Genomic DNA, 21,497 nt, shown 5'->3' on the forward strand with positions numbered 1-21,497 from the left:
AGCGGTTCGCGGCGGCCTGATCAGGAGGGGGCGGTGCCGGTCCTGGCGTAGACGCTCTCGGCCCAGGACGCCATCTGGTCGTCGGTCAGGTGCCGGGCGAGATCGGCCTCACTGATCATGCCCACCAGGCGCTTGTTCTCGATCACCGGCAGCCGCTTGATCTGGTGCCCCTGCATCTCCTGGAGCACCTCGCTGACATCGGCGCCGGCATCGACCCAGCGCGGGGTCCCCTTGGCCATCTCACCGGCGGTGACCTCGGCGGGGTCGTGCCCCATGGCGACGCAGCCGACGACGATGTCGCGGTCGGTGAGGATGCCGCAGAGCCGCTCGTTCTCGTCGCTGACGGGGAGGGCTCCGACGTTGAGGTCGCGCATCAGCTGGGCGGCGCGTTCGAGGGTCTCGTGGGCGGGGATCCACTGGGCGCCCCGGTGCATGATCTGTCCGGCGGTGGTCATGGTGTGCCTCCCGGTGCGGGACGGCCGGCGCGACGCGGTGTGCCGCTGTCCCGGCGTCCTGCGCTCTCGTGTCCCGGCGTCCCATTCTCTCCGGGCCGTTCACCGTCCGCATGTCCGGCGGGAGGCGGCGGGCGGGCGTCCGCGGATCGGCCGCCCCAGGCCGGGCGTCCGCGGATCAGCCGCCCCAGGCCGGGCGTCCGCGGATCAGCCGCCCCAGGCCGGGCGTCCGCGGATCAGCCGCTCCAGGCCGGGCGTCGCGGGTCGTCCGCGCGGACCAGGACGTCCGCCGTGGCCGCCGGGTCGGTCTCCCGGTCGTAGCGGTCGAAGGCGGGCAGCGTCCACCGGTCGGCCTCGGCGGTACGGCGGCGCAGCGCGGGCGGGGAGAGGAGGACGTGGACGGTCAGGTCGAAGGGGAACCAGTGGCGCAGCAGGAGGGGGCCGTGCAGCAACAGGAATCCGTCCCGCGGGAGGGGGACGTAGGGGCTGCGGGTGGCGCGGTCGGTGACCGGATCCCACAGGTCGGGCAGGATCCGTCCGTCACCGCCGGGTTCGAGGGGGCCGAACACCTCGCGCCACAGGGCGCCGGTGTCGAACCAGCCGTCGTGGTAGGCGTCGGCGTCGTGGTGGCCGTACTCCAGGCGGACGGAGGCCGGTCGCAGGAAGCCCTGGGTGCCGATCACGCGGGAGGGGCGTCCGCGTATCCGCAGCGCTTCGGCGACGCGTTCGGCGAGGTCTCCGGGGCGGGCCGCCGGGGCGCCGTCGAAGGCGATGCGCGGCCAGGGGCTGCCGTCCTCCGGCTTCAGGTCGAGCAGGCGGTCGGCGAGGAGGTCGCCGAGGCGTTCCCACGTGATCGCTTCGAGTCGCACACGGCCCATGATGCGACAGATACCGGTTCGGGACGACCATGTCGCTCCACGGGCCGGCCACGGGGAGGAGGGGCCTGGTGGAGGTGGTCCGGACGCGTCCGCGGCGGTGACGCCCCGCCGTACCCGGGTGCTCGTGCTCACGCCGCGCGGGAGGGTCGGGGCGCGTTCCGGCTCGGCGTGGCGTGCGGGATGGGGTGGGCCCGGGAGGGGGAATGCAGCAGGTATGCGGGTTCCCCCGACTCCACTGCCCGGTAGCGGGCTTGTCGCGGTCCAGCCTTCGCGTCGGCGGCACTGTGCCGGATGCCGGCGAGGACCGCTGCCGCTGCTCGTCGTCGAGGACGGCGCGCCGCGCTGCCTCGGTTGCGCGGACCTGGGGCATCTCGTCTTCCTGCCGCGCGGCGACACGGCGCTCACGCGCAGGGCGCGGGAGGAGAGCCCGCTCTCCGTGGTCGTCGTGCGGTTCAACCGCCGTAGGGGCCGCTACGAGCGGCAGGGCGTCCTCGTCGAGGAGGCGGGGCTGGTGCGGGCGGAGGCGCGCTGCCTGGCGGACGCCGAGGCGCGTGGACGGCGCCGGGTGCGGGACGCCCGTCGGCGGGCGGCGCAGGACGAGCAGTTCGCGGAGGCGTTCGCGGAGGAGGTCCTGCGGCTGTTCCCCCGCTGCCCGCGGGACCGGGCCCGCGCGATCGCCGCGCACGCGTCGGAGCGGGGCAGCGGGCGGGTGGGACGCAGTGCCGCCGGGCGGCGGTTGTCCGAGGGCGCGGTCGTGTCGGCGGTCGCGGCGTCCGTACGGCACCTGGACACCCCGTACGACGAACTGCTGATGAGCGGGGTGCCGCGGCGGGAGGCGCGGCAGCGGATCACGGCGGGCGCGGTGGCGGTCCTGCGGCAGTGGGGGTGGGAGGGGGCCGGTGCCGCAGGCCGCTGAGGCGGGCGGCACCGAACAGGTCCGCGGCCGAACACTCCCGTGTCCACACGCCGCAGCCGAACACGCCGGCAGGCGGACAGACGGACAGGCGGGCAGGCGGACAGACGGGCAGACGGGCAGGCGGACAGACGGGCTCGTGGAACCGGGCTGGTGGCGAGGGTCTTCTCCGGGTTCTCGGCCTTCGTGGGGAGAGGCCCGGCCGCACTGCCGCAGGCACGGGGCGCCGCAGCTGGGGGAGTGATCGACATGACGGCGGTCAGGTCGGCGTACGTGTGGGGGGCGGCCTGGCATCACGTCCGCGCGGTCGCCTCGGGCGCCGCCGCGTCCGTCCGCGTGCCGGTGCCGAGCCGACGGCCGGCTCGCCCGTGGCAGGCGTCGGCCGGGCGGCCGGGCCCGCCCGTGGCAGGCGTCGTCTGGCGTCCTGCGCGGGGCGTGGAGCGGACGTATCGTGGCTGCAGGAGTGCCGCACGTGCCGCCCGACGGTGCGGCACGGCCCCGTCGCAAGCGCACGCAAGGAAGACGGCCATGGCCGATCCCAAGGGATTCCTGACCACCCCCCGCCAGGACTGGCCGCGCCGGCCGGTCGGGGAACGGGTCCGCGACTGGGACGAGGTGTACGTCCCCGGGGCACTGCTCCCCCTCATCAGCGCACAGGCCGACCGCTGCATGGACTGCGGCGTCCCGTTCTGCCACGACGCCTGCCCGCTCGGCAATCTGATCCCCGAATGGAACGACCTGGTCTCCCGCGAGGACTGGCGGGCGGCGAGCGACCGGCTGCACGCGACGAACAACTTCCCGGAGTTCACCGGGCGGTTGTGTCCCGCTCCGTGCGAGGCGGGTTGTGTGCTCGCCATCAACCAGCCCGCCGTCACCATCAAGAACGTCGAGGCCGCCATCGCGGACCGGGCCTGGGCGGACGGGCTCACCCCGCCCCGGCCGCCGGACCGGCTGTCCGGGCTGACGGTGGCGGTGATCGGCTCCGGGCCGACCGGGCTGGCCGCCGCCCAGCAGCTGACGCGGACCGGGCACACGGTCGCCGTCTACGAGAAGGACGACCGGATCGGCGGACTGATGCGGTACGGCATCCCCGAGTTCAAGATGGAGAAGCGGCAGCTGGACCGCCGGATCGAGCAGATGCGGGCGGAGGGCACGAAGTTCCGTACGTCGACCACGGTCGGGCGGGATGTCATGGCCGACGACCTGCGGACGCGTCACGACGCCGTGGTGATCGCCACCGGAGCGACCGAGTGGCGGGAACTGCACGCACCCGGAAGGGAGTTGACCGGCATCCAGCAGGCGATGGAGTACCTGCCGCTGGCCAACCGGGTGTGCGAGGGCGACCTGGAACGGTCCCCGATGTCCGCCGTCGGCAAGCACGTCGTCATCGTCGGCGGCGGCGACACGGGCGCCGACTGCCTGGGCACGGCGATCCGGGAGGGGGCCGCGTCCGTGACGCAGCTGGACATCTACGCCCGGCCGGGCGCGGAACGCGACGAGGACACCGATCCCTGGCCGACGTACCCGAAGATCTACCGGCTGTCCGCCGCGCACGAGGAGGCGCGCGACCTCGGCGTCGCGCCGGCGGCGGACGCGGACGCGCGCCTGTTCGCGGCGTCCACGCTCCGCTTCACCGGCGACGGGAGCGGGCACGTCCGGGCGCTGCACCTCGTCGAGGTCGACGCCGAGCGGCGGCCGGTGGAGGGCACCGCGCGGACGCTCCCCGCCGACCTCGTCCTGCTCGCCCTCGGCTTCTCCGGTCCCGACCGGGACGACGGGCTCACCGAGCAGCTGGGGCTGGCGCTGGAGCCGCGCGGCACGGTCGCGCGGGACGCGGGTTTCGCGACGAACGTGCCCGGTGTGTTCGCCGCCGGGGACGCCGCGCGCGGGCAGTCGCTGATCGTGTGGGCGATCGCGGAGGGGCGGGCGGTCGCCGCGGCCGTCGACCGCCATCTGACGGGAAGATCACGGCTGCCGGCACCGATCGGCCCGTACGACCGGCCGATGAGCGTGTAGGGGGCACGCGCGAACGACCGCTGAGCGTGCGGGGGATGCGCGCGAAGGCCCGGTGGGCGGGCGGGAGTCACGCGCGGGGACCAGCAGGCCGGCGGGGTGCGCGGCCGGTGCCGACGAGCGCGCGGAACGCCTTGCGGGCGGACCTCACGAAGTCCAGACGGCTCGTGCCGGTCGTGTCCGTCCCACTCACCGCGTGCGTCCCACTCACCGCGTTCCCCGTGCTCGCCACGTGGGCCGTGCTCGCCACGTGGGCCGTGTCCGTCGCGACGGCGGTGTGCGCGGCGTCGGCCGTGTGCGTCGCGTTCGTCGTCATGCAGATCGGTCCATGCCCCGGAAAGACCCTCTGTAGGGTGCGTTCCCATGGAGGAATCGTGGGTCAGTTCCGCTGAGCGGATCGGTGCCGACCTGCATCTGGAGCTGTCCGGTCCGGGCGGACGGCGGGCCGCGCTGATCCGGGCGCTGCGCGAGGCCGTGCGCGGCGGACGGCTCCCTCCGGGCACCCGGCTGCCGCCCTACCGTTCCCTCGCCGCCGACCTCGGGGTCGCACGCAACACGGTGGCCGACGCCTACGCCGAACTGGTGGCGGAGGGCTGGCTGACGGCTCGGCAGGGATCCGGTACGCGGGTCGCCGACCGCGCGGAGCCCTTGCGCCACGCCGAGCGGAGGCCCGGTGCGGCACCTCCACGCGCGCGTGGTCCGCGGCACGACCTGCGCCAGGGCACCCCGGACGCGTCGGCGTTCCCGCGTGCGGCCTGGCTGGCTTCCTACCGACGGGCGCTCCAACGGGCGCCCAACGAGGTGTTCGGGCCCGGCGACCCGGCCGGGCGCCGCGAGTTGCGCGAGGCGCTCACCGAGTACCTGGCACGCGCGCGCGGCGTGCGCACCGAGCCCGACCGCATCGTGATCTGCTCCGGCTTCGCGCACGCCCTGCGGCTGCTGTTCGGCCAGGGCGGGAACGGTGGCGGGGTGCTGCGCGGCCCGCTGGCGGTGGAGGCGTACGGGCTGCGGTTCCACCGGGAGCTGCTGGCCGCGGCGGGCGTGCGGACGGTGCCGCTCCCGCTCGACGGGGACGGGGCGCGCGTCGACCTGCTGGGACGCGAGCGGGGTGTGCTCCTCACGCCCGCCCACCAGTTCCCGACCGGCGGTCCGCTGCACGCGAGCCGCCGGGCCGCCGTGATCGACTGGGCACGCGCGCGGGGCACCGTGGTGCTGGAGGACGACTACGACGGCGAGTTCCGCTACGACCGCAAGCCCGTCGGCGCGCTCCAGGGCCTGGACCCCGAGCGCGTGATCCACCTCGGCTCGGTCAGCAAGAGCCTGTCACCGGCCCTGCGGCTGGGCTGGATGGTGCTGCCGGAGCGGTACGTCGGCGACGTCCTCGCGGCCAAGGGCGACCGGGAGGCCTGGGCGAGCGTGCCGGACCAGCTGGGCCTGGCCGACCTCGTCGTCTCCGGCGCCTACGACCGCCATGTGCGGCGTATGCGACAGCGGTACCGGGGCCGCCGGGACCGGCTGGTCGCGGCGCTCGCCGCGCACGCGCCGCGGGTCGGCGTCACCGGGGTCGCGGCCGGACTGCACGCGGTGCTGCGGCTGCCGCCGGGCACCGAGCGGGCCACGGTCGAGGCGGCCGTCCGGCGGGGCGTCGCGCTGGACGGCCTGGCCGGCTTCCGGCACCCGGAGACGGACATGGCGGCCCACGACGGACTGGTCGTGGGATACGCCACGCCCTCCGAACACGCCTACGGGGCGGCGCTGGACGCACTGCTCGGCGTGCTGCCCTGAGCTTCCGCTCCCCGGGGCCCGTATCTCGCGCCCCGGCTGCCGTGCCCCACCCCGATGGGGCGCCGGACACCGCGCCCCGGACGCCGGCCACCGCCCCCACGGACACCCCGTCGCCGCCCCGAGGCCCTGAAGCCCCACGGCCCCAAGGCCCCAAGGCCCCAAGGCCCCAAGGCCCCAAGGCCCCAACAACCCGGTACCCGGGCAGCGCCGGCACCCCGGACGCCTACGGCTTGCGTGCCACCGCGCCGTAGCCGGGAATGACGCCGTCCTCCTGGCCCGGCACCGGCTCGCCGAGTTCGGGGTGCCACTCGGGCACCACCGCGACACCGGGTTCGACCAGTTCCAGTCCGTCGAAGAAGCGGGCGAACTCGTCGCGCGAGCGCAGTGCCAGCGTGACGCCGGCCGCCTTCAGCTTCGCCGTGGCCGCCGCCGACTCCTCCGGGGTGAAGTCCGCGGTGGCGTGGGTCATCATCAGGTAGCTGCCCGAGGGGACTTCGGCGAGCAGCCGGTCGACCAGCTCGTGGGCCCCGTCCTCGTCGGAGACGAAGTGCAGCAGCGCGATGAGGGACAGCGCCACGGGCTGCTCGAAGTCCAGGATCTTCCTGGCGCCCTCGATGATGGTGGCCGGGTTCCGGACGTCCGCCTGGAGGTACTCGGTGACGCCCTCGGGGGTGCTGCGCAGCAGGGCTGCCGCGTGGGCCAGGACGATCGGGTCGTTGTCGCAGTAGACGACGGCGGCGTCGGGCGCGACCTGCTGGGCGACCTGGTGGAGGTTCGGCTCGGTCGGGATGCCCGTGCCGATGTCCAGGAACTGCCGGACGCCGTGACCCGCGAGCCAGCGCGTGGCGCGGTGCATGAACGCCCGGTTGACCCGGGCCATCACCGGGACGCGGGGGTCGAGGGCCAGCATCTGGCGGCCCATCTCCTCGTCCACGGGGTAGTTGTCCTTGCCGCCGAGGTACCAGTCGTACATCCGCGCGGGGTGCGGTTTGCCGGTGTCGATCTCGACGGCGCCGGCGGGGTCCTGCCCGGTCATGAGGAACTCCATGAGCATGCGACACGAATAATGATCAAGTCAGTACCAAGATAAGGAAGTTGAGCAAAGTGTGCACAGGGGAGAAGGAACGGGCGGGCTGGTTCAGGACAGCAGGAAGTCCGCCTCTCCCGCCTTCGCTCCCTGGATGAAGGCCGTCATCTCGTCGGAGGTGTAGATCAGCGCAGGACCGTCGGGGTCGGTGGACTGGCGGACGGCGATCCGGCCGTCGGCGAGCTTCATGGCCTCCAGGCAGTTGCCTCCGTTGCCGCCGCTCCACGGCTTGTGCCAGCCCTCGCTGCCCAGTTCCCTCGCGGGCATGCCGTTGTAGATCCGCTGAGCGCGGCCACGCGGCCTGGTGGGGGACTTGATGCGTTCCATTCACAGCTCCTTGCGGAGATCCCGGAGGATCTCCTTCGTGCGATGTGCCGTAGCGGACTGCGCCGCCATGCGGTCCATGACCTCGAGGTGGGTCGCCACCTCGGTGCGCGCGTCCAGGTAGACGGCGCCTGTCAGGTACTCGCTGTAGACCATGTCCGGAAGTTCGGGCATGGCGAATCGGAACAGCACGAAGGGCCCGTACGTGCCGGGGTGCGGCCCCGAGGAGAACGGGGCGACCTGCAGCGTCACGTTGGGCAGCTTCGTGGCGTCGAGCAGTTTGTCGATCTGCGCGCGCATCACCTCCGGGCCGCCCACCGGGCGGCGCAGCACGGTCTCGTCCATGACGACCCACAGCCGGGGCGCGTCCTCACGCGTGAGGAGCCCCTGGCGCTGCATGCGCAGGTCGACGTGGCGCTCGATGTCCTCCGGCCGGGTCTGGCCGATGGCTCCGGACCTCAGCACTCCGCGCGCGTAGTCCTCGGTCTGCAGCAGACCGGGGACGAAGTGCGGTTCGTACTGGCGGATCAGGGCGGCCGCGCCCTCGAGGCTGACGTGCATCGAGAACCAGCCGGGCAGCACGTCGTGGAAGCGCTGCCACCAGCCGGGCCGGTTGGCCTCCTCGGCGAGCTGGACGAAGCCCTCGGCCTCCGCGTCGGTGACGCCGTACGCCTTCAGCAGCAACTGGAGGTAGGGGATCTTGAGGGAGACCTCGGCCATCTCCATGCGGCGGACCGTGGCGGGCGCGACCCGGAGGATGCGGGCGGCCTCCTCGCGTTTGAGGCCTGCGCGTTCCCGCAGGTCCAGCAGGCGCCGGCCGAGGACGACCTGCCCCACCGTCGGCGCGGACCGCGGTTCGCTCACGCTCCACCTCCACGAAGAGCCCGGCCGAGGGCCCACTTGGCCCGGCCGGGCGGTCACGAGAACTTCCCAACAGCCCTGCGGCGCCACGCGAAGACCTCAGAGGAAGACACGTACGAAAATACGGATCTCCGTGATCCCAACTGGCGCCGCTCGACATGCTGTTGCGAGCAGTGTGCCACGGCCCTTCACCGCGTCACACAGCACTCTGCATTTTTCAGAGTGACACTTGCCAAGTGTTCACGGCGGGGCGATAGTGGCAAGCGTGATTCCGTCCGCGCCCTTAGGAACAGACGCCGCCGCAGGCCACCCCCAGGGTCTCGGTGCCGATGCGGGTTCCCCCGGTCGAGCGCATTCGAGAGTGGGGGAGGGAGCGGGCCTCGACCAGGCCGCTGCCCAGCGCCGGTTCCGATTCGAACTGGCCGCGCATCCGGGTTCCCCGGCACGGGCCAGACGCCTGGTGCGGGCCCGGCTGACCGGCTGGTCGGTGTGCGAGGACACCTGCGACACGGCTGCCCTGGTCATATCCGAGCTGGTCACCAACGCCATCGTGCACACCGCGAGCGGCGTGGTCGTCTGCGAGCTGTACGACGGTGACGACCTGGTGCGCATAGCCGTGCGCGACGAGGGCTGCGCGCCGGGTGAGCCGCATCCCTCGCCGCAGCGTCCCGAGGAGGAACACGGACGGGGCCTGTTCCTCGTCGACGCCCTCTGTCACTCCTGGGGCGCCAGGGAACACGGTCCCGGACTGCTGGTCTGGGCGGACCTGGCCCGGCGGGCCGCCTCCGAGGACGCGGGAGGACCCGCTTCCCCCGAGCGCGCCGAGCACGTCGAGCACGCCGTCCGTGACGCCGTCGGCCCCTCCGACACCGGCCCGGTGCCCGCGCCGCGCGCCGACCTCGGCTGGGGCGCCCGCCCGAAGCCGGACCCGGCCGGCGGCTCGGACGACGAGGGCGAGGCCCCCGCCGAGCACGACGATCACGCAGACGCACGGCACGCCGACGCGCTGCTCGAAGACGCCCTGCTCGAAGACGCGCGCCGCCCAGACACCCGGCACGGCGACCTCCGGCGCGGAGACGTCCGGCACGGGCACCCGGCGCACGGTGAGGTCCGGCACGGTGACGTCCGGCACGGACACGAGGCGCACGGCGACTCCGAACCCATCGAGCAGGCGCACAGGACACACCCCGCGGAAGGCCGCACGGAAGCCCGCGTCCCCGGCCACACGCACCGGCCCCCTCACGCCCCCGCGGTCGAGGGCCGGGCCGACCTCCGGTCGGGCGGCCCTCTCGGCCGGCTCCCGCACCCGTCCGACAGCACTCCGCCCCGCGTCGCGCCGCAGTGGCACCGCGGCCCCGGGGCCGGCGAGCCGCCCCGGCCGGCCGACCGCACCGACCACGCGACCGACCACGCGCTCGACCGGACGAGCGGGGCTCCCGTCCGGCGCCCGCACCCCGGCGCGGATCCTGCGGGCTTCCCTCCGCGCGGCCGGGACACGGCGTGAACGCGGCCCCCGGCCGGATCGGGGTGCTCAGCCTGGACACGCTCGTCCGTCTGGGGCGCGGCCCCGGCGGTGTCGTCCCGCGGGCTCCGCTCCGGCTCGCGGTTCCGGAGGGGATGACGGCCCCGCTGGGCTGCGACGCCGTGGCCGTCCCGGCGCGGCTGGGCCCGCTGGTGATGCCCCGCCTCCCGCGTGTGGGCTGCGTGTACGCCGACGAGGCGCACTGGTGGTGGCTGGTCCCGTCGGACTCCGACTACGCCCTGGACTGGCCCGCCCCCGCGCGGTACGCCACGGGCGCGCTCGTGCCGGACTCCCGGCAGGCCCCCGGCCTCATCCACCGGCCGGACGGCACGCTGCCGTACACCCCGCCCATCCCCCTCTATCTGACGCTGTGCCGCCTCACGGACACACCGCCCACCTGGTCGCGGCCGATCAGCGCGTGACGCACGTCCGGGCGCACGGACACACCGCCCTGAGCACAGCCCTGCTCGACGCACGGACCGGGCCGGAGGTCTTCGAGGAGATCGGTGCGCCGGCCGACGGGCCCGGTGCCCGCCGCGGAAGCGGGCCGGCCGCGGCGTCAGTCGGTGGCCTCGCCGCCCCGGACGACCACCAGGAACGTGTCGGTCGCGAGGTCCATGACCACCTCTGCGGCCAGTCCCTCCATGCGCCGCGCCTGCGCGAACTCCTCCGCGGGCCACGATCCACGCGGCCCGCCCGCGGGAAAGCGTTCGAGCACCGTTCGCCCGTTCACCATCTCGCACACCTCCGATAAGCGTTGTACCTGTAGGAGTTAACGCTCTTCGGAGAGGGAACGCCTCGGTCGGTGACGCTACTGAGACGCAGTTGACACACGTTCAACGCGGAGTGTGAGGGTCAGGTCACCTTCTGAACGCGTCGGCTACCCTGCGCGTCGGAACTCGCACATGTCGTGACGTGGGCCGGGAGTCCGACCCTCTCCCGGTGGGCGGCCAGTTCCGCGAGGAGTCCGGTGAGCCGGTCGCCGTGGCGGCGGTCGAGCCGTCCGGTGTCGTCGAGGTGGACGGCGGCGGCGGTGGTCGTGTCGACGAGCCGTTCGAGGAGGGCGGCCACCTCGTCGGTGCCCTCGGTGTGCCGGGCGAGCGCGGGCAGTTCGGCGGCCGAACGGGCGATGGCGGCGCGGGCCTCGGCGAGCGCCCGGTAGGCCTCGCGGCGCAGGGTCCAGCGGGTGGCCCGGTCGCCGGAGCCGTCCGGACCGTCCGGGCCGTCCAGTACATGAACGAGGTAGGCGTGCGCGGCCCCCGCGGCGGACGCGAGCCGGGCGCGCACGTGCCCGCCGCGCTCCCCCGGCATCGGCAGGTGTCCGACGACGAGCACGAGCGCGCAGGCCAGCAGCGTCTCACCGATGCGTCCGACGGAGGCCTGGGGCTCCCCGCCGACCATGACGAGCGACAGGACGAGGACGGTGACGACGGCGGTCTGGGCGGCGAAGTGGCGCGTGGCGACGGGGATCAGCGCCCCGCACACGGCGACCAGGGCGACCAGCCCCTCCGGACGCGGCAGCACCGCGGCGAACCCGGCGAAGAGCAGCGCCCCCAGGACCGTCCCGGCGGCTCGGCACAGCACGCGGGAGACCAGCGGCCCGAGGTCGGGCTTGACGAGGAAGACCGCGGTGGCGGGCAGCCAGTACCAGTGCGTGTGCTGCCCGTACCAGCGCGAGTGGTACAGCGCCTGGGCGATGGCCGCGCTGGCGCCGAAGCAGAGGGCGACCCGCAGCCCGTACTCCCGCCCGCCGGCCCCGAACGCGGTCCGCAGCAGGTCCCGGGCGCCGCGCCGGCGCGTGTGCAGATCCGACCCGGCGCCCCGGTCGAAGGCGTCCGCGGCGCGGAGCAGGGCGTCGTCGAGGGCCCGCAGCGCGGGCGCGGACCGGGCGGGCGCGGGCAACGGCCCGGTGGCCGCGCTCCCCCGTACGGCCGCGGCGAGGCGCCGGGGTCCCTCGGCGGCCCGGTCGGCGAGGGGGGCGCCGGCCCAGGCGAGGGCGGTGGCGGCCTCGGCGAGCGGCAGGGCGGCGGCGTACTGGGCGTGCAGCCGGCGTTCGGCCGCGGAACTGGCGCAGCGGCGCAGCCGGGGCCCGGCGAGGGCGTCCTGGGCGTGGTCGAGAGCGGCGGTGAGGGCGGCACGGCGGGCGGTGGCGTGCTCGGTGCCGGCGGCGTCGAGGAGGGCGGCGACGGCTTCGTACACGCCGGCCACGGCCGCCCGCTCGCCGTCGAAGCGGAAGTCCCCGGCCAACGCGCCCGGCGTGGGCAGGGCGAGCCGCAACGCGATCAGCCATCCCGCGCCGGCGAGGAAGGCGAGGGCCCGCGCCCCGCCGCTGTCGGGCAGCGGCATCCCGGCGCCGACCGCCGCGGCGACGAGCAGTTGGGTGCCGCCCGCGGAGGCGACGGGCCCGATGGCGCTCGCGCCGCCGGCCAGGAGGCCCAGAGCGGTGAGGAGGAGCGTCAGCGCGACCGGGCCGGCGTGGTCGCCGGCGTAGGTCCCGACGAGGAGTCCGGCCGCTCCGGCGAGCGCGGGCGCCCCGAGCCGCCGGACGGCGGCGCGCCGGCCGCCGGGACGGTCGTTGATCCCGGCGAGCATGGCGGCGATGGCGGCGACGACTCCGAGGGAGGTGTGCCCGGCGAGGACGGCGACGAGCAGCAACGGCCCGGCGGCGAGCGCGCCGCGTACGACCGCGCTCCACGGGACGGGCCCGCGCTGGGCGCGCAGGACGTGCGCGAGCCAGGGCGGCAGGGCGGTGGGTGTGCGCACGGCGACGGCGGAACGCGGGGACACGGGGCTCCGTTCGGGCGAGGGCGGGATGTGCCTTCGGGCGACGGTGGCCGGGGCTGGTACTGGGGCTGGTGCTGGTGCTCGGGGTGCGTCTCCACGGTACGCGTCGATCGAGGAGAAGGTGGAACGGCGGCGTTTCGGAAAGGTGACGCCCGGGCCGGATCCCGGGTTCCTCGTGAGCGCGACCGCTCGGGCGTCCGCCGGGGGCCGGCTCCTCGCCGGCCGTTCCCCTCATCCGCGCGTGGACCCGGCCGCCGCCACCGTCTCCTCGAACAGCGCGCGGGCCCGTTCGAGCGCCTCCGGGACGCCGCCCCGGGCGATCCGCGCGACAAGCGCGTCGACGTCCCTGAGCCCGGCGCGCTCCAGCAGCCGCTTCTCGTTCGTCACCCACTCCCCGCGCGCGGCGAGCACCGCGTGGCCGGCCTGCGCGGCGGCGACGGCCAGGGCACCCGCGGCCTCCGTGCGCCGGTCCCGCGCCGCGTGGTGGGCGGCCGCGTAGGCGAGGGTGGCGCTCGCGGTGCCGTACCAGCGGTCGCGCGCCGTCCGGCGGAGTCTTTCGGGGTACGCGGCCGGGCGCGGCAGCTCCCCGTGCAGCACCCGGTTGATCGCCAGCTCGGCGACGACCAGGTAGCTCGGGATGCCCGCCAGGTGGAACAGCAGGGGTTCCACACGGAACCGCCCCTGTTGCGCCTCCGCCAGTTCGTGGGCGACGACGTCCAGGTCGCGGTAGTGGACGTCGACGCGCCGTCCGTCGACGGTGAGCCAGGCGCCGCCGTTGAAGACGCCGCCGCCCCAGCCGCCGATCTCCGACACCTCGCCCTCCCAGCCGACGGCGCGCAGGTCGGCCGGGTCGAAGGCGCCCCGGTAGTAGACGGCCAGGTCCCAGTCGCTGTCGGGGCGGTGGGTGCCCTGGGCCCGGGAGCCGCCGAGGGCGACGGCGCGGACCCCGGGGAGGGCGGCCAGGCGGTCGGTGGTGGCGCGGAGGAAGGCGGCGTCCATCAGAAGTCCCAGATGTTCCGGTGGCGGTGGCGGGTCGGCGGGTGGTCCAGGTCCTCGGCGACATCGAGGAGGGCGCCGGGCGGGGCGGCTCGCAGGCGGTTGCGGGCGGTCGTGCGGAAGACGGCCAGTGCGGCTCGGGCCCGCGACTCGTACGGACCGTCGACCCCCGCGTTCAGGGAGCGCGGATAGGTGTGGGCGGTGAAGGCGCGAGGGACGGGGACGGGACGCGGGCGGCGTCCCTCGCGCCGCGCGCGGGCCGACTCCGCGAAGGTGACGCGGAGTTGGACGAGGCGGTGCCCGGAGCGCAGTCCGGTCCAGCCGGGCGATCCGGTGGCAGGGTGGTGGTTGCGGTGTCGGAGACGGATGTGGTGGACGGTGCGGGACATGGCGGACCTCCGCGGACCCGCCGGGACTTCCGGCGCGGCCCGCTAGAAGTCGGCCGCCGTGAAACGGCCCAGGTGCCTGGTGCGCATGGAAGCAAGGCTGGCGTCCGCGGCCCACGCCCGTCCAGCGGTTATCGACGGCAAGGGTGATCATCGGCGGTGGCGGCCGTCACCCGGGGCGCGGCCCGGAACGAGCACGTCGGCGCCCTCCGCCCGGGTGTGGCCGGCCACCGCGAGCGGGACAGCCGACCGCCGTACGGCAGGCTGTCCCGCGTCCCGAGGGCATCGGGACATCACCGAAGCCCTCGGGACACCGCCAACCGACCGCGCCCCAGCGCGTCCGGCAGGGACCGGCAGGGACGGCAGGGACGGCAGGGACGGCAGGGACGGCAGGGACGGCAGGGACGGCAGGGACGAGAACGGTCCGGCGAAGCCGACAGAGCCGCCCTGAGCAGACCGGCGGGGTGCGACCGGCCGGGGGCCGGACCGCCAGTGGCGGAGCGGCAGGGACAGACCGCCAGGGACAGACCGGCAGAGTCCGACCCACCGGATCCCGTCCTGCCGACAGCGGCGGGCAGACCGGGGCCGACAACGCCGGGCCTGCCGGGCCGGGTCGGAACGGGCCGGGCCGAGTCGGAGGGGCAGAGGCGGGCAGAGGCGGGCAGACCCGGCTGGACCGACAGCGGCCGACCGGCCGGACCGGCAGGAGCAGGCCGGTGGCGCCGGGCCGTCAGTTCAGTCCCGCCGCCGTCGCCGCCGTGCGCAGTACCTCCCGCAGCATCTCCGGGGTGAGACGCCCGGTGAAGGTGTTGCGCTGGCTGACGTGGAAGCAGCCGAAGAGGTCCAGGCCGTCGAGCGGTACCCGCGCCCCGTGCGCGAAGGCCGGCCGGGGCCGGGGCACGGCCCACCCCGCCTCGGCGAACGCGGGCAGCGCGGCCTGCCAGCCGAACGCCCCCAGCACGACGGCCGCCCGCACCGTCGGCCGCAGCAGCCGCAGTTCCTGGACCAGCCACGGCCGGCAGGTGTCCCGCTCCCGCGGGGTCGGCTTGTTGGCGGGCGGCGCGCAGTGCACCGGGGAGGTGATCCGCACGCCGTGGAGGGCGAGTCCGTCGTCGGCGGACACGGAGGTCGGCTGCGAAGCGAGCCCCACGTCGTACAGCGCCTGGTACAGCACGTCCCCGGAACGGTCGCCCGTGAACATCCGGCCCGTGCGGTTCCCTCCGTGCGCGGCCGGAGCCAGTCCCACGATCAGCAGTCGCGCGTCGGCCGGACCGAACCCCGGCACCGGCCGTCCCCAGTAGGTCCAGTCGGCGAAGGCCGCCCGCTTCGTGCGAGCCACCTCCTCCCGCCACTCGACGAGCCTGGGGCAGGCCCGGCATCCCGCGATCCGCCGGTCCAGGGCGGGAAGGGGGCCGGGGTCCAGTGGTTCGTGCGGGTCCATGGGTCCACGGTAGGGCGGGGTCGCCGGAGCACGGGACCGGACGGGCCGGTCGCGGTCACCGCGTGCGCCGCACCAGCCGCAGCAGGTCCCGCGCGGAGTCGCGCCGGGCCCGGGCGATCAGGGCCAGTGGGACGAGCAGGACGAGGGGTGTCGCCGCGTTCTGCCCGTCCATGGCCACGATCGTCACGATGAACGCGCCCACCATGAGCGCTCCCAGGCAGACCGCGGCCACCGACCGGAGCACCGGGACCAGCAGGGCGATCGCGCCGGCCAGTTCGAGGACGCCGATGGCGTACATGCCGGTGCTGCCCCAGCCCAGCTTGTCGAAGCCCTCGGCCGCCGACGGGTGGGCGATCAGTTTCGGCAGTGCGCTGGCGATCCCGTAGAAGAGAGCGAGCAGCACCTCCAGTCCGCGCAGCGCGATGCGGGCGCGCCTGCGTCCGGGGGTCATCGGCTCGAGCGGGGCGGCGGGGACGGAAGCGGTGGAGGGGAGCGGTGCCGTGGTCTCGGACATGGGGGTCTTCTCCTGGGGGAAGTGGTCCGTGGTGCTGTCGGAGGGGAAGACCCCTCCCCCGCCGTGAACTCATCGCTCCGCGCCCGGCCTCATCGCTTCACCGCCCGCACCCAGACCCGGTCCTCCGTCAGATACCGGTCCACTTCCAGTCCCGCCTCCGCCAGTGCCTCCTCGAACTCCTCCCGGGTCAGGGGCCGGGCACGGAACGTCTGGGTCCATGTCGCGTCCGGGAAAACGTACTCCGCGCGCACCGAGTTGACGCCGTCCCCGACGGGTTCCGACGACAGGATCCGTGTGGTGAAGCCGCCCGGATGGACCCGCTCCCTGGGAAGGTCGGTGTGGTAGCCCTCGCCCTCCCGCTGGATCAGCACGCATCCGTCCCGCGCCACGTGCCGGGCGCAGGTGCGCAGTATGCCGCGCCGGACCTCCTCGTCCCCGGCGTGGACGAGGAACGACGCGAGCATCACCACGTCGAAGGTCTCGCGCAGGTCCAGATCCTCGATGGGGCTGCGGACGGTGCGGGCGCCCCGGACGCGGTCGAGCATCTCGGCGGACTCGTCCACCGCCGTGACCGTGAAGCCGCGATCCAGGAGCGGGTGGGTCATGCGGCCGACGCCGCAGCCCAGCTCCAGGACGTGCGCGCCCGCGGGTACGGCGGCGGTGACGATGTCGGGTTCCTCGCCCACCGGGAGGCGGCTGTAGAGCTCGACCGCGCAGCCGTCCGGGGTGATGGCACCGGGGCCCGTCCCCTCGTGTCCTTCTCGCATCTCACGCCTCATGCCCTCCCAACGGCCCACGCCCGCAAGGCCGTTCCGCCGCCTCCCGAGTTCATTCGTTCGAGTGAAGGCAGTCTTTTCGACGAGGGTGCGGCCGGCGGTGGACACGCTCCCCTGGAGAACGTCCGGCCCCGGGAGTACGTTGCAGGAAGGAGTGATGACCCGATGCGTACGGGCAGTGAGCCGGTGACAGCGCGCAGTGCGCTGAGGATGCGGCTGTGGCTGAGTGTGTGGGGGCTGCTCTGGGCGGCCTTCGGGACGGTCGCGTTCGCGCTCGTGGGGCGCCCCGGGTGGGCGGCCGTCTGCGGGGTGCTGTGGCTCGTGATCACCGTCGACATGTCGGTGATCGCCAGGCATCTGCGCGAGGGGGCCCACTTCCAGCCGGGCCGGGACGTCCCGCCGTACTTGCCGCCGGAGCGGCGTCGTCCCTGAGGCGGCGACCGCCCGGGATCCGCTTCCGATCCCGCCCGGCCCGATCCAGCCGATCCGCCCGATCCGTCAGATCCGGACGGAAGGCCTAGGAATCGAACCGTGCAGCCTTCAGGTACTGCGGGTTCGGGTCCAGGGCGGCAGCCAGGCGGAAGTGCCTCTTCGCCTGGTCGGCGCGGCCCTGCCGCTCGTAGGTGCGGGCGAGCGCGAAGTGGGCGAACGCGTTGTCCGGCTCGCGCTCCAGGACGATCGTGAACTCCAGCTCGGCGGGTCGCAGCTGCGCGGCGGCGAAGAAGGCCCGCGCGCGCAGCAGCCGGGCGGCGGTGTTCTCGGGGTACGCGGCGATGACACCGTCGAGCAGTTTCACCGCGCCCCGCGGATCCCGTGCGGCGAGCAGCTGCTCGGCGGCGCGGAAGTCGATGACGTGCGTCTCCGGAGTACGTCCGGTCGAACCGCTGGTTTCGGGCACGGAAAATTCCTTCCCTCACTCATGGCGCTCAACGCGCGCCGCGCGGGCCGCTATTCCGCGGGGCGCCCTTCCTCGGGCCGCTCACCGGACCGCCCGCCGGACCCTTCGTCGTCCCGCGCCGTCGTCCGCGCCCGGCGGACCAGGTCGGCCCACACGTCCTTCACGCGTCGCTCCAGGTCGGGCAGGGGGACGTCGTTGTCCACGACGATGTCGGCGATGCCCCGGCGCTGCTCGCGGGTCGCCTGCGCCGCCATCCGCGCGCGGGCGTCGGCCTCGGTCATTCCGCGCAGCCGCACGAGCCGGTCGAGCTGGGTGGCGGGGTCGGCGTCGACGACCACGACCACGTCGTAGAGGGGGGCGAGCCCGTTCTCGGTGAGGAGGGGGACGTCGTGGACGACGACGGCGTCCTCGGGCGCGGCGGTCTCCAGCTCGCGGGACCGGGCGCCGACCAGCGGGTGCACGATCGCGTTGAGCGCGGCGAGCTTGTCGGGGTCGGCGAAGACGAGCGAGCCGAGTCCGGGCCGGTCCAGGCTGCCGTCCGCGGTGAGGACGCCCTCGCCGAAGGTCTCGACGACGGCCGCGAGGCCGGGCGTTCCCGGCGCGACGACCTCGCGCGCGATGCGGTCCGCGTCGATCAGTACGGCGCCGCACTCGACGAGCAGCCGGGACACCTCGCTCTTGCCGGCGCCGATCCCACCGGTCAGGCCCACCTTCAGCATGACGGGAAGCTTAGGGCCTGCCGCCGGCGGGGCGCGCGGCAGGCCCTGGGAGGGTGCTCAGCCCTCGCCCTCCCGCTCGGCCAGAAACTTTTCGAACTCCCGCCCGATCTCGTCGGCGGACGGGATGTCGACCGGCTCGGCGAGCATGTTGCCGCGGGACTCGGCGCCCGCGGCGGCGTCGTACTGGTGCTCCAGGCCCTGGACGAGGGCCGTCAGCTCCTCGTCGCCCTCCTGGATCTGGCGGTCGATCTCGGTCTGCGTGCGGTGCGCGTCGGTGCGGAGGGCGTGCGCGATGCTCGGCAGGACGAGTCCGGTGGCGGCCGTGATGGCTTCCAGGACGGTCAGGGCGGCGTCCGGGTAGGCGGAGCGCGCGATGTAGTGCGGGACGTGCGCGGCGACGCCCAGGATGTCGTGTCCGGCCTCCATCAGGCGGTACTCGACGAGGGCCTCGGCGCTGCCCGGGACCTGTGCCTCTTCGAAGGGGCTGCGCTGGCCGGGGACGAGGTCGGTGCGGTTGCCGTGCGGGGTGAGACCCACCGGGCGGGTGTGCGGCACGCCCATGGGGATGCCGTGGAAGTTCACCGACAGGCGGACGCCGAGGCGCTCCACGATCTGCTTCACGGCGGCGGCGAAGCGCTCCCACTCGACGTCCGGCTCGGGGCCGGACAGCAGCAGGAAGGGCGCTCCGGTGGCGTCCTGGACGAGCTTGACCTCGATGCCGGGTTCCTCGTAGTCCGTCCACCGGTCGCGCTGGAAGGTCAGCAGCGGGCGACGGGCGCGGTAGTCCACCAGTCGGTCGTGGTCGAAGCGGGCGACGACCTGGTGGGGCAGCGAGTCGAGGAGCCGGTCGACGATCTGGTCGCCGGTCTCACCCGCGTCGATGTATCCGTCGAAGTGGTAGAGCATGACAAGTCCGGCCGACTCCTGGGCGAGCGCCATGTCGACGACGGCCAGCCCCTTCGGCTCCCATGCGTACAAACCCTGCGGATCAAGCACCTGGACCGCTCCTCCTCGTGTTCGTACTGCACAACGCGCAGGAGGGCAGGGGCATTCCCGGCCCGCGTCCTTGATCGCCCGGCCTCGCGGCGGCGGGTCACGGCCTGCCGGTTCCTCGGCCTGCCGGTTCCTCGGCCTGCCGGTTCCTCGGGTGTCCCGTGTGTCGGGTCTCCCGTGTGCTTCCTCCACGACCGGCGGGCGCCCCACCGGGAGGGCCTGCCGGCCTCCGCGCCCGGGAACAGCACTGAGGGCCCGCACCTCGAAAGGTGCGGGCCCTCGGTCATGAGCTACTGCTCAGCGGGCGTCAGCTCTGCCCACCGGCCAGCTTCTCGCGGAGCGCGGCGAGCGCCTCGTCCGAAGCCAGGGCACCGGAGGTGTCCGCACCCTCGGAGGAGTACGAACCGCCACCGCCACCGGACGCGGCCGGAGCAGCGGCCTCGCCGCCCTCGGCGGCAGCGGCGGCGTCGGCCTCGCGGGACTTGATGACCTGCTGCTGGTGCTGCTCGAAGCGGGTCTGCGCCTCGGCGTACTGGTGCTCCCACGCCTCGCGCTGGGTCTCGTAGCCCTCGAGCCAGTCGTTGGTCTCGGGGTCGAAGCCCTCGGGGTAGATGTAGTTCCCCTGGTCGTCGTACGACGCGGCCATGCCGTAGAGCGTCGGGTCGAACTCGACCGAGGCCGGGTCGGCGCCGAAGGCCTCGTTGGCCTGCTTCAGCGAGAGGCTGATGCGGCGGCGCTCGAGGTCGATGTCGATGACCTTGACGAAGATCTCGTCGTTGACCTGGACGACCTGCTCCGGGATCTCCACGTGGCGCTCGGCCAGCTCGGAGATGTGGACCAGACCCTCGATGCCCTCGTCCACGCGGACGAACGCACCGAACGGGACCAGCTTCGTGACCTTGCCGGGCACGACCTGGCCGATCTGGTGGGTGCGGGCGAACTGCTGCCACGGGTCTTCCTGGGTCGCCTTCAGCGACAGGGAGACGCGCTCGCGGTCCATGTCCACGTCGAGGACCTCGACGGTGACTTCCTGGCCGACCTCGACAACCTCGGAGGGGTGGTCGATGTGCTTCCAGGAGAGCTCGGAGACGTGCACGAGACCGTCGACGCCACCCAGGTCCACGAAGGCACCGAAGTTGACGATCGAGGACACGACGCCGGAGCGGACCTGACCCTTCTGGAGGGTGGTGAGGAACGTCTGGCGAACCTCGGACTGGGTCTGCTCCAGCCAGGCACGGCGGGACAGGACCACGTTGTTGCGGTTCTTGTCCAGCTCGATGATCTTGGCCTCGAGCTCCTTGCCCACGTAGGGCTGGAGGTCGCGGACGCGGCGCATCTCGACGAGGGAAGCCGGCAGGAAGCCACGGAGGCCGATGTCGAGGATGAGACCACCCTTGACGACCTCGATGACGGTACCGGTGACGATGCCGTCCTCTTCCTTGATCTTCTCGATGGTGCCCCAGGCGCGCTCGTACTGGGCGCGCTTCTTCGAGAGGATCAGGCGGCCTTCCTTGTCCTCCTTCTGGAGGACGAGGGCCTCGATCTCGTCGCCGACGGCGACCACGTCGTTCGGGTCGACGTCGTGCTTGATCGAGAGCTCGCGGCTCGGGATGACACCTTCGGTCTTGTAACCGATGTCGAGCAGGACCTCGTCCCGGTCGACCTTCACGATGACGCCGTCGACGATGTCGCCGTCGTTGAAGTACTTGATCGTCTCGTCGATCGCGGCGAGGAAGGCTTCCTCGTTACCGATGTCGTTGACCGCAACCTGCGGGGTGGTGGCGGTGGTCTCGGTGCTGCTCGTCATGTGGGAAAGGGCTCCGGTACGGACAGAGAGTCGTAGGTACTGCTTACGCCGGGAGCCCGTTTCGCTCTGCAGAAGGCCGGACAGCCAAGGAAGCGCTCCGCCGGAACGACGACGACGCCTCGACAACCGAGGGGACATACATACAGATGCGAGCACGACCTGCTACGTCTGAGGTGCGCAGGCCCGCAGCGCAACTTGTAGCATACGGGGGCAGCCGGGCAGGGTCAATGCGCGAAGGCGCACACCCGGGGCGGATCGCCGCAATCCCGGCACACAACCTCTCTTCCGAGGCCACGCAGGCCGCAGGAAGCCCTCCCGGCGACACCGCGAGGACGCCTCCCGAGTCGG

Annotated in this window: 22 protein-coding genes and 1 pseudogene; 6 read left to right on the forward strand and 17 right to left on the reverse strand. The window is 73.9% G+C overall.

The annotated features are described in order from the left end of the window. Positions 1-20: 20 nt before the first annotated feature. Together ACF09K_RS22525 and ACF09K_RS22530 are read right to left on the reverse strand one after the other, a co-directional pair. Positions 21-455 (reverse strand): CBS domain-containing protein, encoded by a 435-nt coding sequence (locus ACF09K_RS22525; protein WP_392246076.1) that lies wholly within the window; start codon positions 453-455, stop codon positions 21-23. A gap of 233 nt (positions 456-688) precedes the next feature. After that, entirely contained in the window at positions 689-1,330 is a 642-nt protein-coding gene (locus ACF09K_RS22530) for a uridine kinase (protein ID WP_392246078.1), read from the reverse strand. A 214-nt stretch (positions 1,331-1,544) separates the two neighbouring features. Here ACF09K_RS22530 and ACF09K_RS22535 point away from each other — a divergent pair, with 214 nt between their 5' ends. Together ACF09K_RS22535 and ACF09K_RS22540 are read left to right on the forward strand one after the other, a co-directional pair. Beyond that, a complete protein-coding gene (locus tag ACF09K_RS22535; RefSeq protein WP_392246080.1) occupies positions 1,545-2,246 on the forward strand; it encodes a DUF2293 domain-containing protein in 702 nt (233 codons plus the stop codon). Positions 2,247-2,771: 525 nt separating this feature from the next. Continuing rightward, positions 2,772-4,259 carry a glutamate synthase subunit beta gene (locus ACF09K_RS22540; RefSeq protein ID WP_392246082.1) on the forward strand — a complete coding sequence of 496 codons (1,488 nt, stop codon included), beginning with the start codon at positions 2,772-2,774 and terminating at the stop codon, positions 4,257-4,259. 67 nt (positions 4,260-4,326) lie between these two features. On the opposite strand, the gene ACF09K_RS22545 is transcribed toward ACF09K_RS22540, so the two are convergent. Beyond that, the gene (locus ACF09K_RS22545) at positions 4,327-4,572 is read right to left on the reverse strand and encodes a hypothetical protein (protein WP_392246083.1); all 246 of its coding nucleotides are present in this window, start codon (positions 4,570-4,572) and stop codon (positions 4,327-4,329) included. Between the two features lie 47 nt (positions 4,573-4,619). Between ACF09K_RS22545 and ACF09K_RS22550 the strand changes: the two genes are divergently transcribed. Then, complete coding sequence (locus tag ACF09K_RS22550; RefSeq protein ID WP_392246085.1) at positions 4,620-6,041, forward strand: PLP-dependent aminotransferase family protein; 1,422 nt, start codon at positions 4,620-4,622, stop codon at positions 6,039-6,041. A 223-nt stretch (positions 6,042-6,264) separates the two neighbouring features. Here the strand turns inward: ACF09K_RS22550 and ACF09K_RS22555 are convergent, their stop codons facing one another. From ACF09K_RS22555 to ACF09K_RS22565, 3 genes are all read right to left on the reverse strand, one after another. Then, a complete protein-coding gene (locus ACF09K_RS22555) occupies positions 6,265-7,077 on the reverse strand; it encodes an SAM-dependent methyltransferase (protein ID WP_392246087.1) in 813 nt (270 codons plus the stop codon). A 102-nt stretch (positions 7,078-7,179) separates the two neighbouring features. Further along, positions 7,180-7,455 (reverse strand): DUF397 domain-containing protein, encoded by a 276-nt coding sequence (locus tag ACF09K_RS22560; RefSeq protein ID WP_363087323.1) that lies wholly within the window; start codon positions 7,453-7,455, stop codon positions 7,180-7,182. After that, a complete protein-coding gene (locus ACF09K_RS22565; protein WP_392246088.1) occupies positions 7,456-8,316 on the reverse strand; it encodes a helix-turn-helix transcriptional regulator in 861 nt (286 codons plus the stop codon). Between the two features lie 226 nt (positions 8,317-8,542). Here ACF09K_RS22565 and ACF09K_RS22570 point away from each other — a divergent pair. Beyond that, positions 8,543-9,286: pseudogene (locus ACF09K_RS22570) on the forward strand (ATP-binding protein); the annotation flags it as partial. Between the two features lie 527 nt (positions 9,287-9,813). After that, a complete protein-coding gene (locus ACF09K_RS22575; protein WP_392246090.1) occupies positions 9,814-10,257 on the forward strand; it encodes a hypothetical protein in 444 nt (147 codons plus the stop codon). Between the two features lie 137 nt (positions 10,258-10,394). Here ACF09K_RS22575 and ACF09K_RS22580 read toward each other — a convergent pair whose 3' ends face one another. The 7 genes from ACF09K_RS22580 to ACF09K_RS22610 form a co-directional block, all read right to left on the reverse strand. Then, positions 10,395-10,571, reverse strand: coding sequence for a hypothetical protein (locus ACF09K_RS22580; RefSeq protein ID WP_392246092.1), 177 nt, complete (start codon positions 10,569-10,571; stop codon positions 10,395-10,397). A 119-nt stretch (positions 10,572-10,690) separates the two neighbouring features. Next, entirely contained in the window at positions 10,691-12,622 is a 1,932-nt protein-coding gene (locus ACF09K_RS22585) for an FUSC family protein (RefSeq protein ID WP_392246094.1), read from the reverse strand. Positions 12,623-12,850: 228 nt separating this feature from the next. Further along, positions 12,851-13,618, reverse strand: a complete 768-nt coding sequence (locus ACF09K_RS22590; protein ID WP_392246096.1) for a nucleotidyltransferase family protein — start codon at positions 13,616-13,618, stop codon at positions 12,851-12,853. Continuing rightward, complete coding sequence (locus ACF09K_RS22595) at positions 13,618-14,004, reverse strand: hypothetical protein (protein ID WP_392246098.1); 387 nt, start codon at positions 14,002-14,004, stop codon at positions 13,618-13,620. The genes ACF09K_RS22590 and ACF09K_RS22595 overlap by 1 nt, the downstream gene beginning before the upstream one ends. Positions 14,005-14,731: 727 nt before the next feature. Next, positions 14,732-15,442 (reverse strand): uracil-DNA glycosylase, encoded by a 711-nt coding sequence (locus ACF09K_RS22600; protein ID WP_392246100.1) that lies wholly within the window; start codon positions 15,440-15,442, stop codon positions 14,732-14,734. Positions 15,443-15,497: 55 nt separating this feature from the next. Next, complete coding sequence (locus tag ACF09K_RS22605; RefSeq protein WP_392246102.1) at positions 15,498-15,956, reverse strand: DoxX family protein; 459 nt, start codon at positions 15,954-15,956, stop codon at positions 15,498-15,500. An 89-nt stretch (positions 15,957-16,045) separates the two neighbouring features. Continuing rightward, complete coding sequence (locus ACF09K_RS22610) at positions 16,046-16,723, reverse strand: class I SAM-dependent methyltransferase (protein ID WP_392246104.1); 678 nt, start codon at positions 16,721-16,723, stop codon at positions 16,046-16,048. A gap of 174 nt (positions 16,724-16,897) precedes the next feature. On the opposite strand from ACF09K_RS22610, the gene ACF09K_RS22615 reads away from it, so the two are divergent. Next, positions 16,898-17,164 (forward strand): DUF6343 family protein, encoded by a 267-nt coding sequence (locus tag ACF09K_RS22615; protein ID WP_392246106.1) that lies wholly within the window; start codon positions 16,898-16,900, stop codon positions 17,162-17,164. A gap of 85 nt (positions 17,165-17,249) precedes the next feature. Here ACF09K_RS22615 and ACF09K_RS22620 read toward each other — a convergent pair whose 3' ends face one another. The 4 genes from ACF09K_RS22620 to rpsA form a co-directional block, all read right to left on the reverse strand. After that, a complete protein-coding gene (locus tag ACF09K_RS22620) occupies positions 17,250-17,630 on the reverse strand; it encodes a tetratricopeptide repeat protein (RefSeq protein ID WP_392246107.1) in 381 nt (126 codons plus the stop codon). A 50-nt stretch (positions 17,631-17,680) separates the two neighbouring features. Then, positions 17,681-18,349: a dephospho-CoA kinase gene (coaE, locus tag ACF09K_RS22625; RefSeq protein WP_392246109.1), complete on the reverse strand. Its 669-nt coding sequence runs from the start codon at positions 18,347-18,349 to the stop codon at positions 17,681-17,683. A gap of 57 nt (positions 18,350-18,406) precedes the next feature. Continuing rightward, positions 18,407-19,345, reverse strand: a complete 939-nt coding sequence (locus tag ACF09K_RS22630; RefSeq protein WP_392246111.1) for a PAC2 family protein — start codon at positions 19,343-19,345, stop codon at positions 18,407-18,409. Positions 19,346-19,649: 304 nt separating this feature from the next. Beyond that, positions 19,650-21,149 (reverse strand): 30S ribosomal protein S1, encoded by a 1,500-nt coding sequence (gene rpsA / locus ACF09K_RS22635; protein WP_382791346.1) that lies wholly within the window; start codon positions 21,147-21,149, stop codon positions 19,650-19,652. Positions 21,150-21,497: the final 348 nt, after the last annotated feature.

The sequence above is a fragment of the Streptomyces sp. NPDC014882 genome (genome assembly GCF_043081325.1).
GTDB lineage: Bacteria > Actinomycetota > Actinomycetes > Streptomycetales > Streptomycetaceae > Streptomyces.

Bases quoted from the DNA above. Each gene is read 5' to 3' on its own strand.
- ACF09K_RS22530 (WP_392246078.1), bottom strand. From the start codon at position 1,330: ATGGGCCGTGTGCGACTCGAAGCGATCACGTGGGAACGCCTCGGCGAC.
- ACF09K_RS22590 (WP_392246096.1), bottom strand. From the start codon at position 13,618: ATGGACGCCGCCTTCCTCCGCGCCACCACCGACCGCCTGGCCGCCCTC.
- ACF09K_RS22605 (WP_392246102.1), bottom strand. From the start codon at position 15,956: ATGTCCGAGACCACGGCACCGCTCCCCTCCACCGCTTCCGTCCCCGCC.
- ACF09K_RS22615 (WP_392246106.1), top strand. From the start codon at position 16,898: ATGCGTACGGGCAGTGAGCCGGTGACAGCGCGCAGTGCGCTGAGGATG.
- ACF09K_RS22595 (WP_392246098.1), bottom strand. From the start codon at position 14,004: ATGTCCCGCACCGTCCACCACATCCGTCTCCGACACCGCAACCACCAC.
- ACF09K_RS22610 (WP_392246104.1), bottom strand. From the start codon at position 16,723: ATGCGAGAAGGACACGAGGGGACGGGCCCCGGTGCCATCACCCCGGAC.
- coaE (WP_392246109.1), bottom strand. From the start codon at position 18,349: ATGCTGAAGGTGGGCCTGACCGGTGGGATCGGCGCCGGCAAGAGCGAG.
- ACF09K_RS22555 (WP_392246087.1), bottom strand. From the start codon at position 7,077: ATGACCGGGCAGGACCCCGCCGGCGCCGTCGAGATCGACACCGGCAAA.
- ACF09K_RS22600 (WP_392246100.1), bottom strand. From the start codon at position 15,442: ATGGACCCGCACGAACCACTGGACCCCGGCCCCCTTCCCGCCCTGGAC.
- ACF09K_RS22540 (WP_392246082.1), top strand. From the start codon at position 2,772: ATGGCCGATCCCAAGGGATTCCTGACCACCCCCCGCCAGGACTGGCCG.
- ACF09K_RS22560 (WP_363087323.1), bottom strand. From the start codon at position 7,455: ATGGAACGCATCAAGTCCCCCACCAGGCCGCGTGGCCGCGCTCAGCGG.
- ACF09K_RS22545 (WP_392246083.1), bottom strand. From the start codon at position 4,572: ATGACGACGAACGCGACGCACACGGCCGACGCCGCGCACACCGCCGTC.
- rpsA (WP_382791346.1), bottom strand. From the start codon at position 21,149: ATGACGAGCAGCACCGAGACCACCGCCACCACCCCGCAGGTTGCGGTC.
- ACF09K_RS22550 (WP_392246085.1), top strand. From the start codon at position 4,620: ATGGAGGAATCGTGGGTCAGTTCCGCTGAGCGGATCGGTGCCGACCTG.
- ACF09K_RS22580 (WP_392246092.1), bottom strand. From the start codon at position 10,571: ATGGTGAACGGGCGAACGGTGCTCGAACGCTTTCCCGCGGGCGGGCCG.
- ACF09K_RS22535 (WP_392246080.1), top strand. From the start codon at position 1,545: ATGCGGGTTCCCCCGACTCCACTGCCCGGTAGCGGGCTTGTCGCGGTC.
- ACF09K_RS22525 (WP_392246076.1), bottom strand. From the start codon at position 455: ATGACCACCGCCGGACAGATCATGCACCGGGGCGCCCAGTGGATCCCC.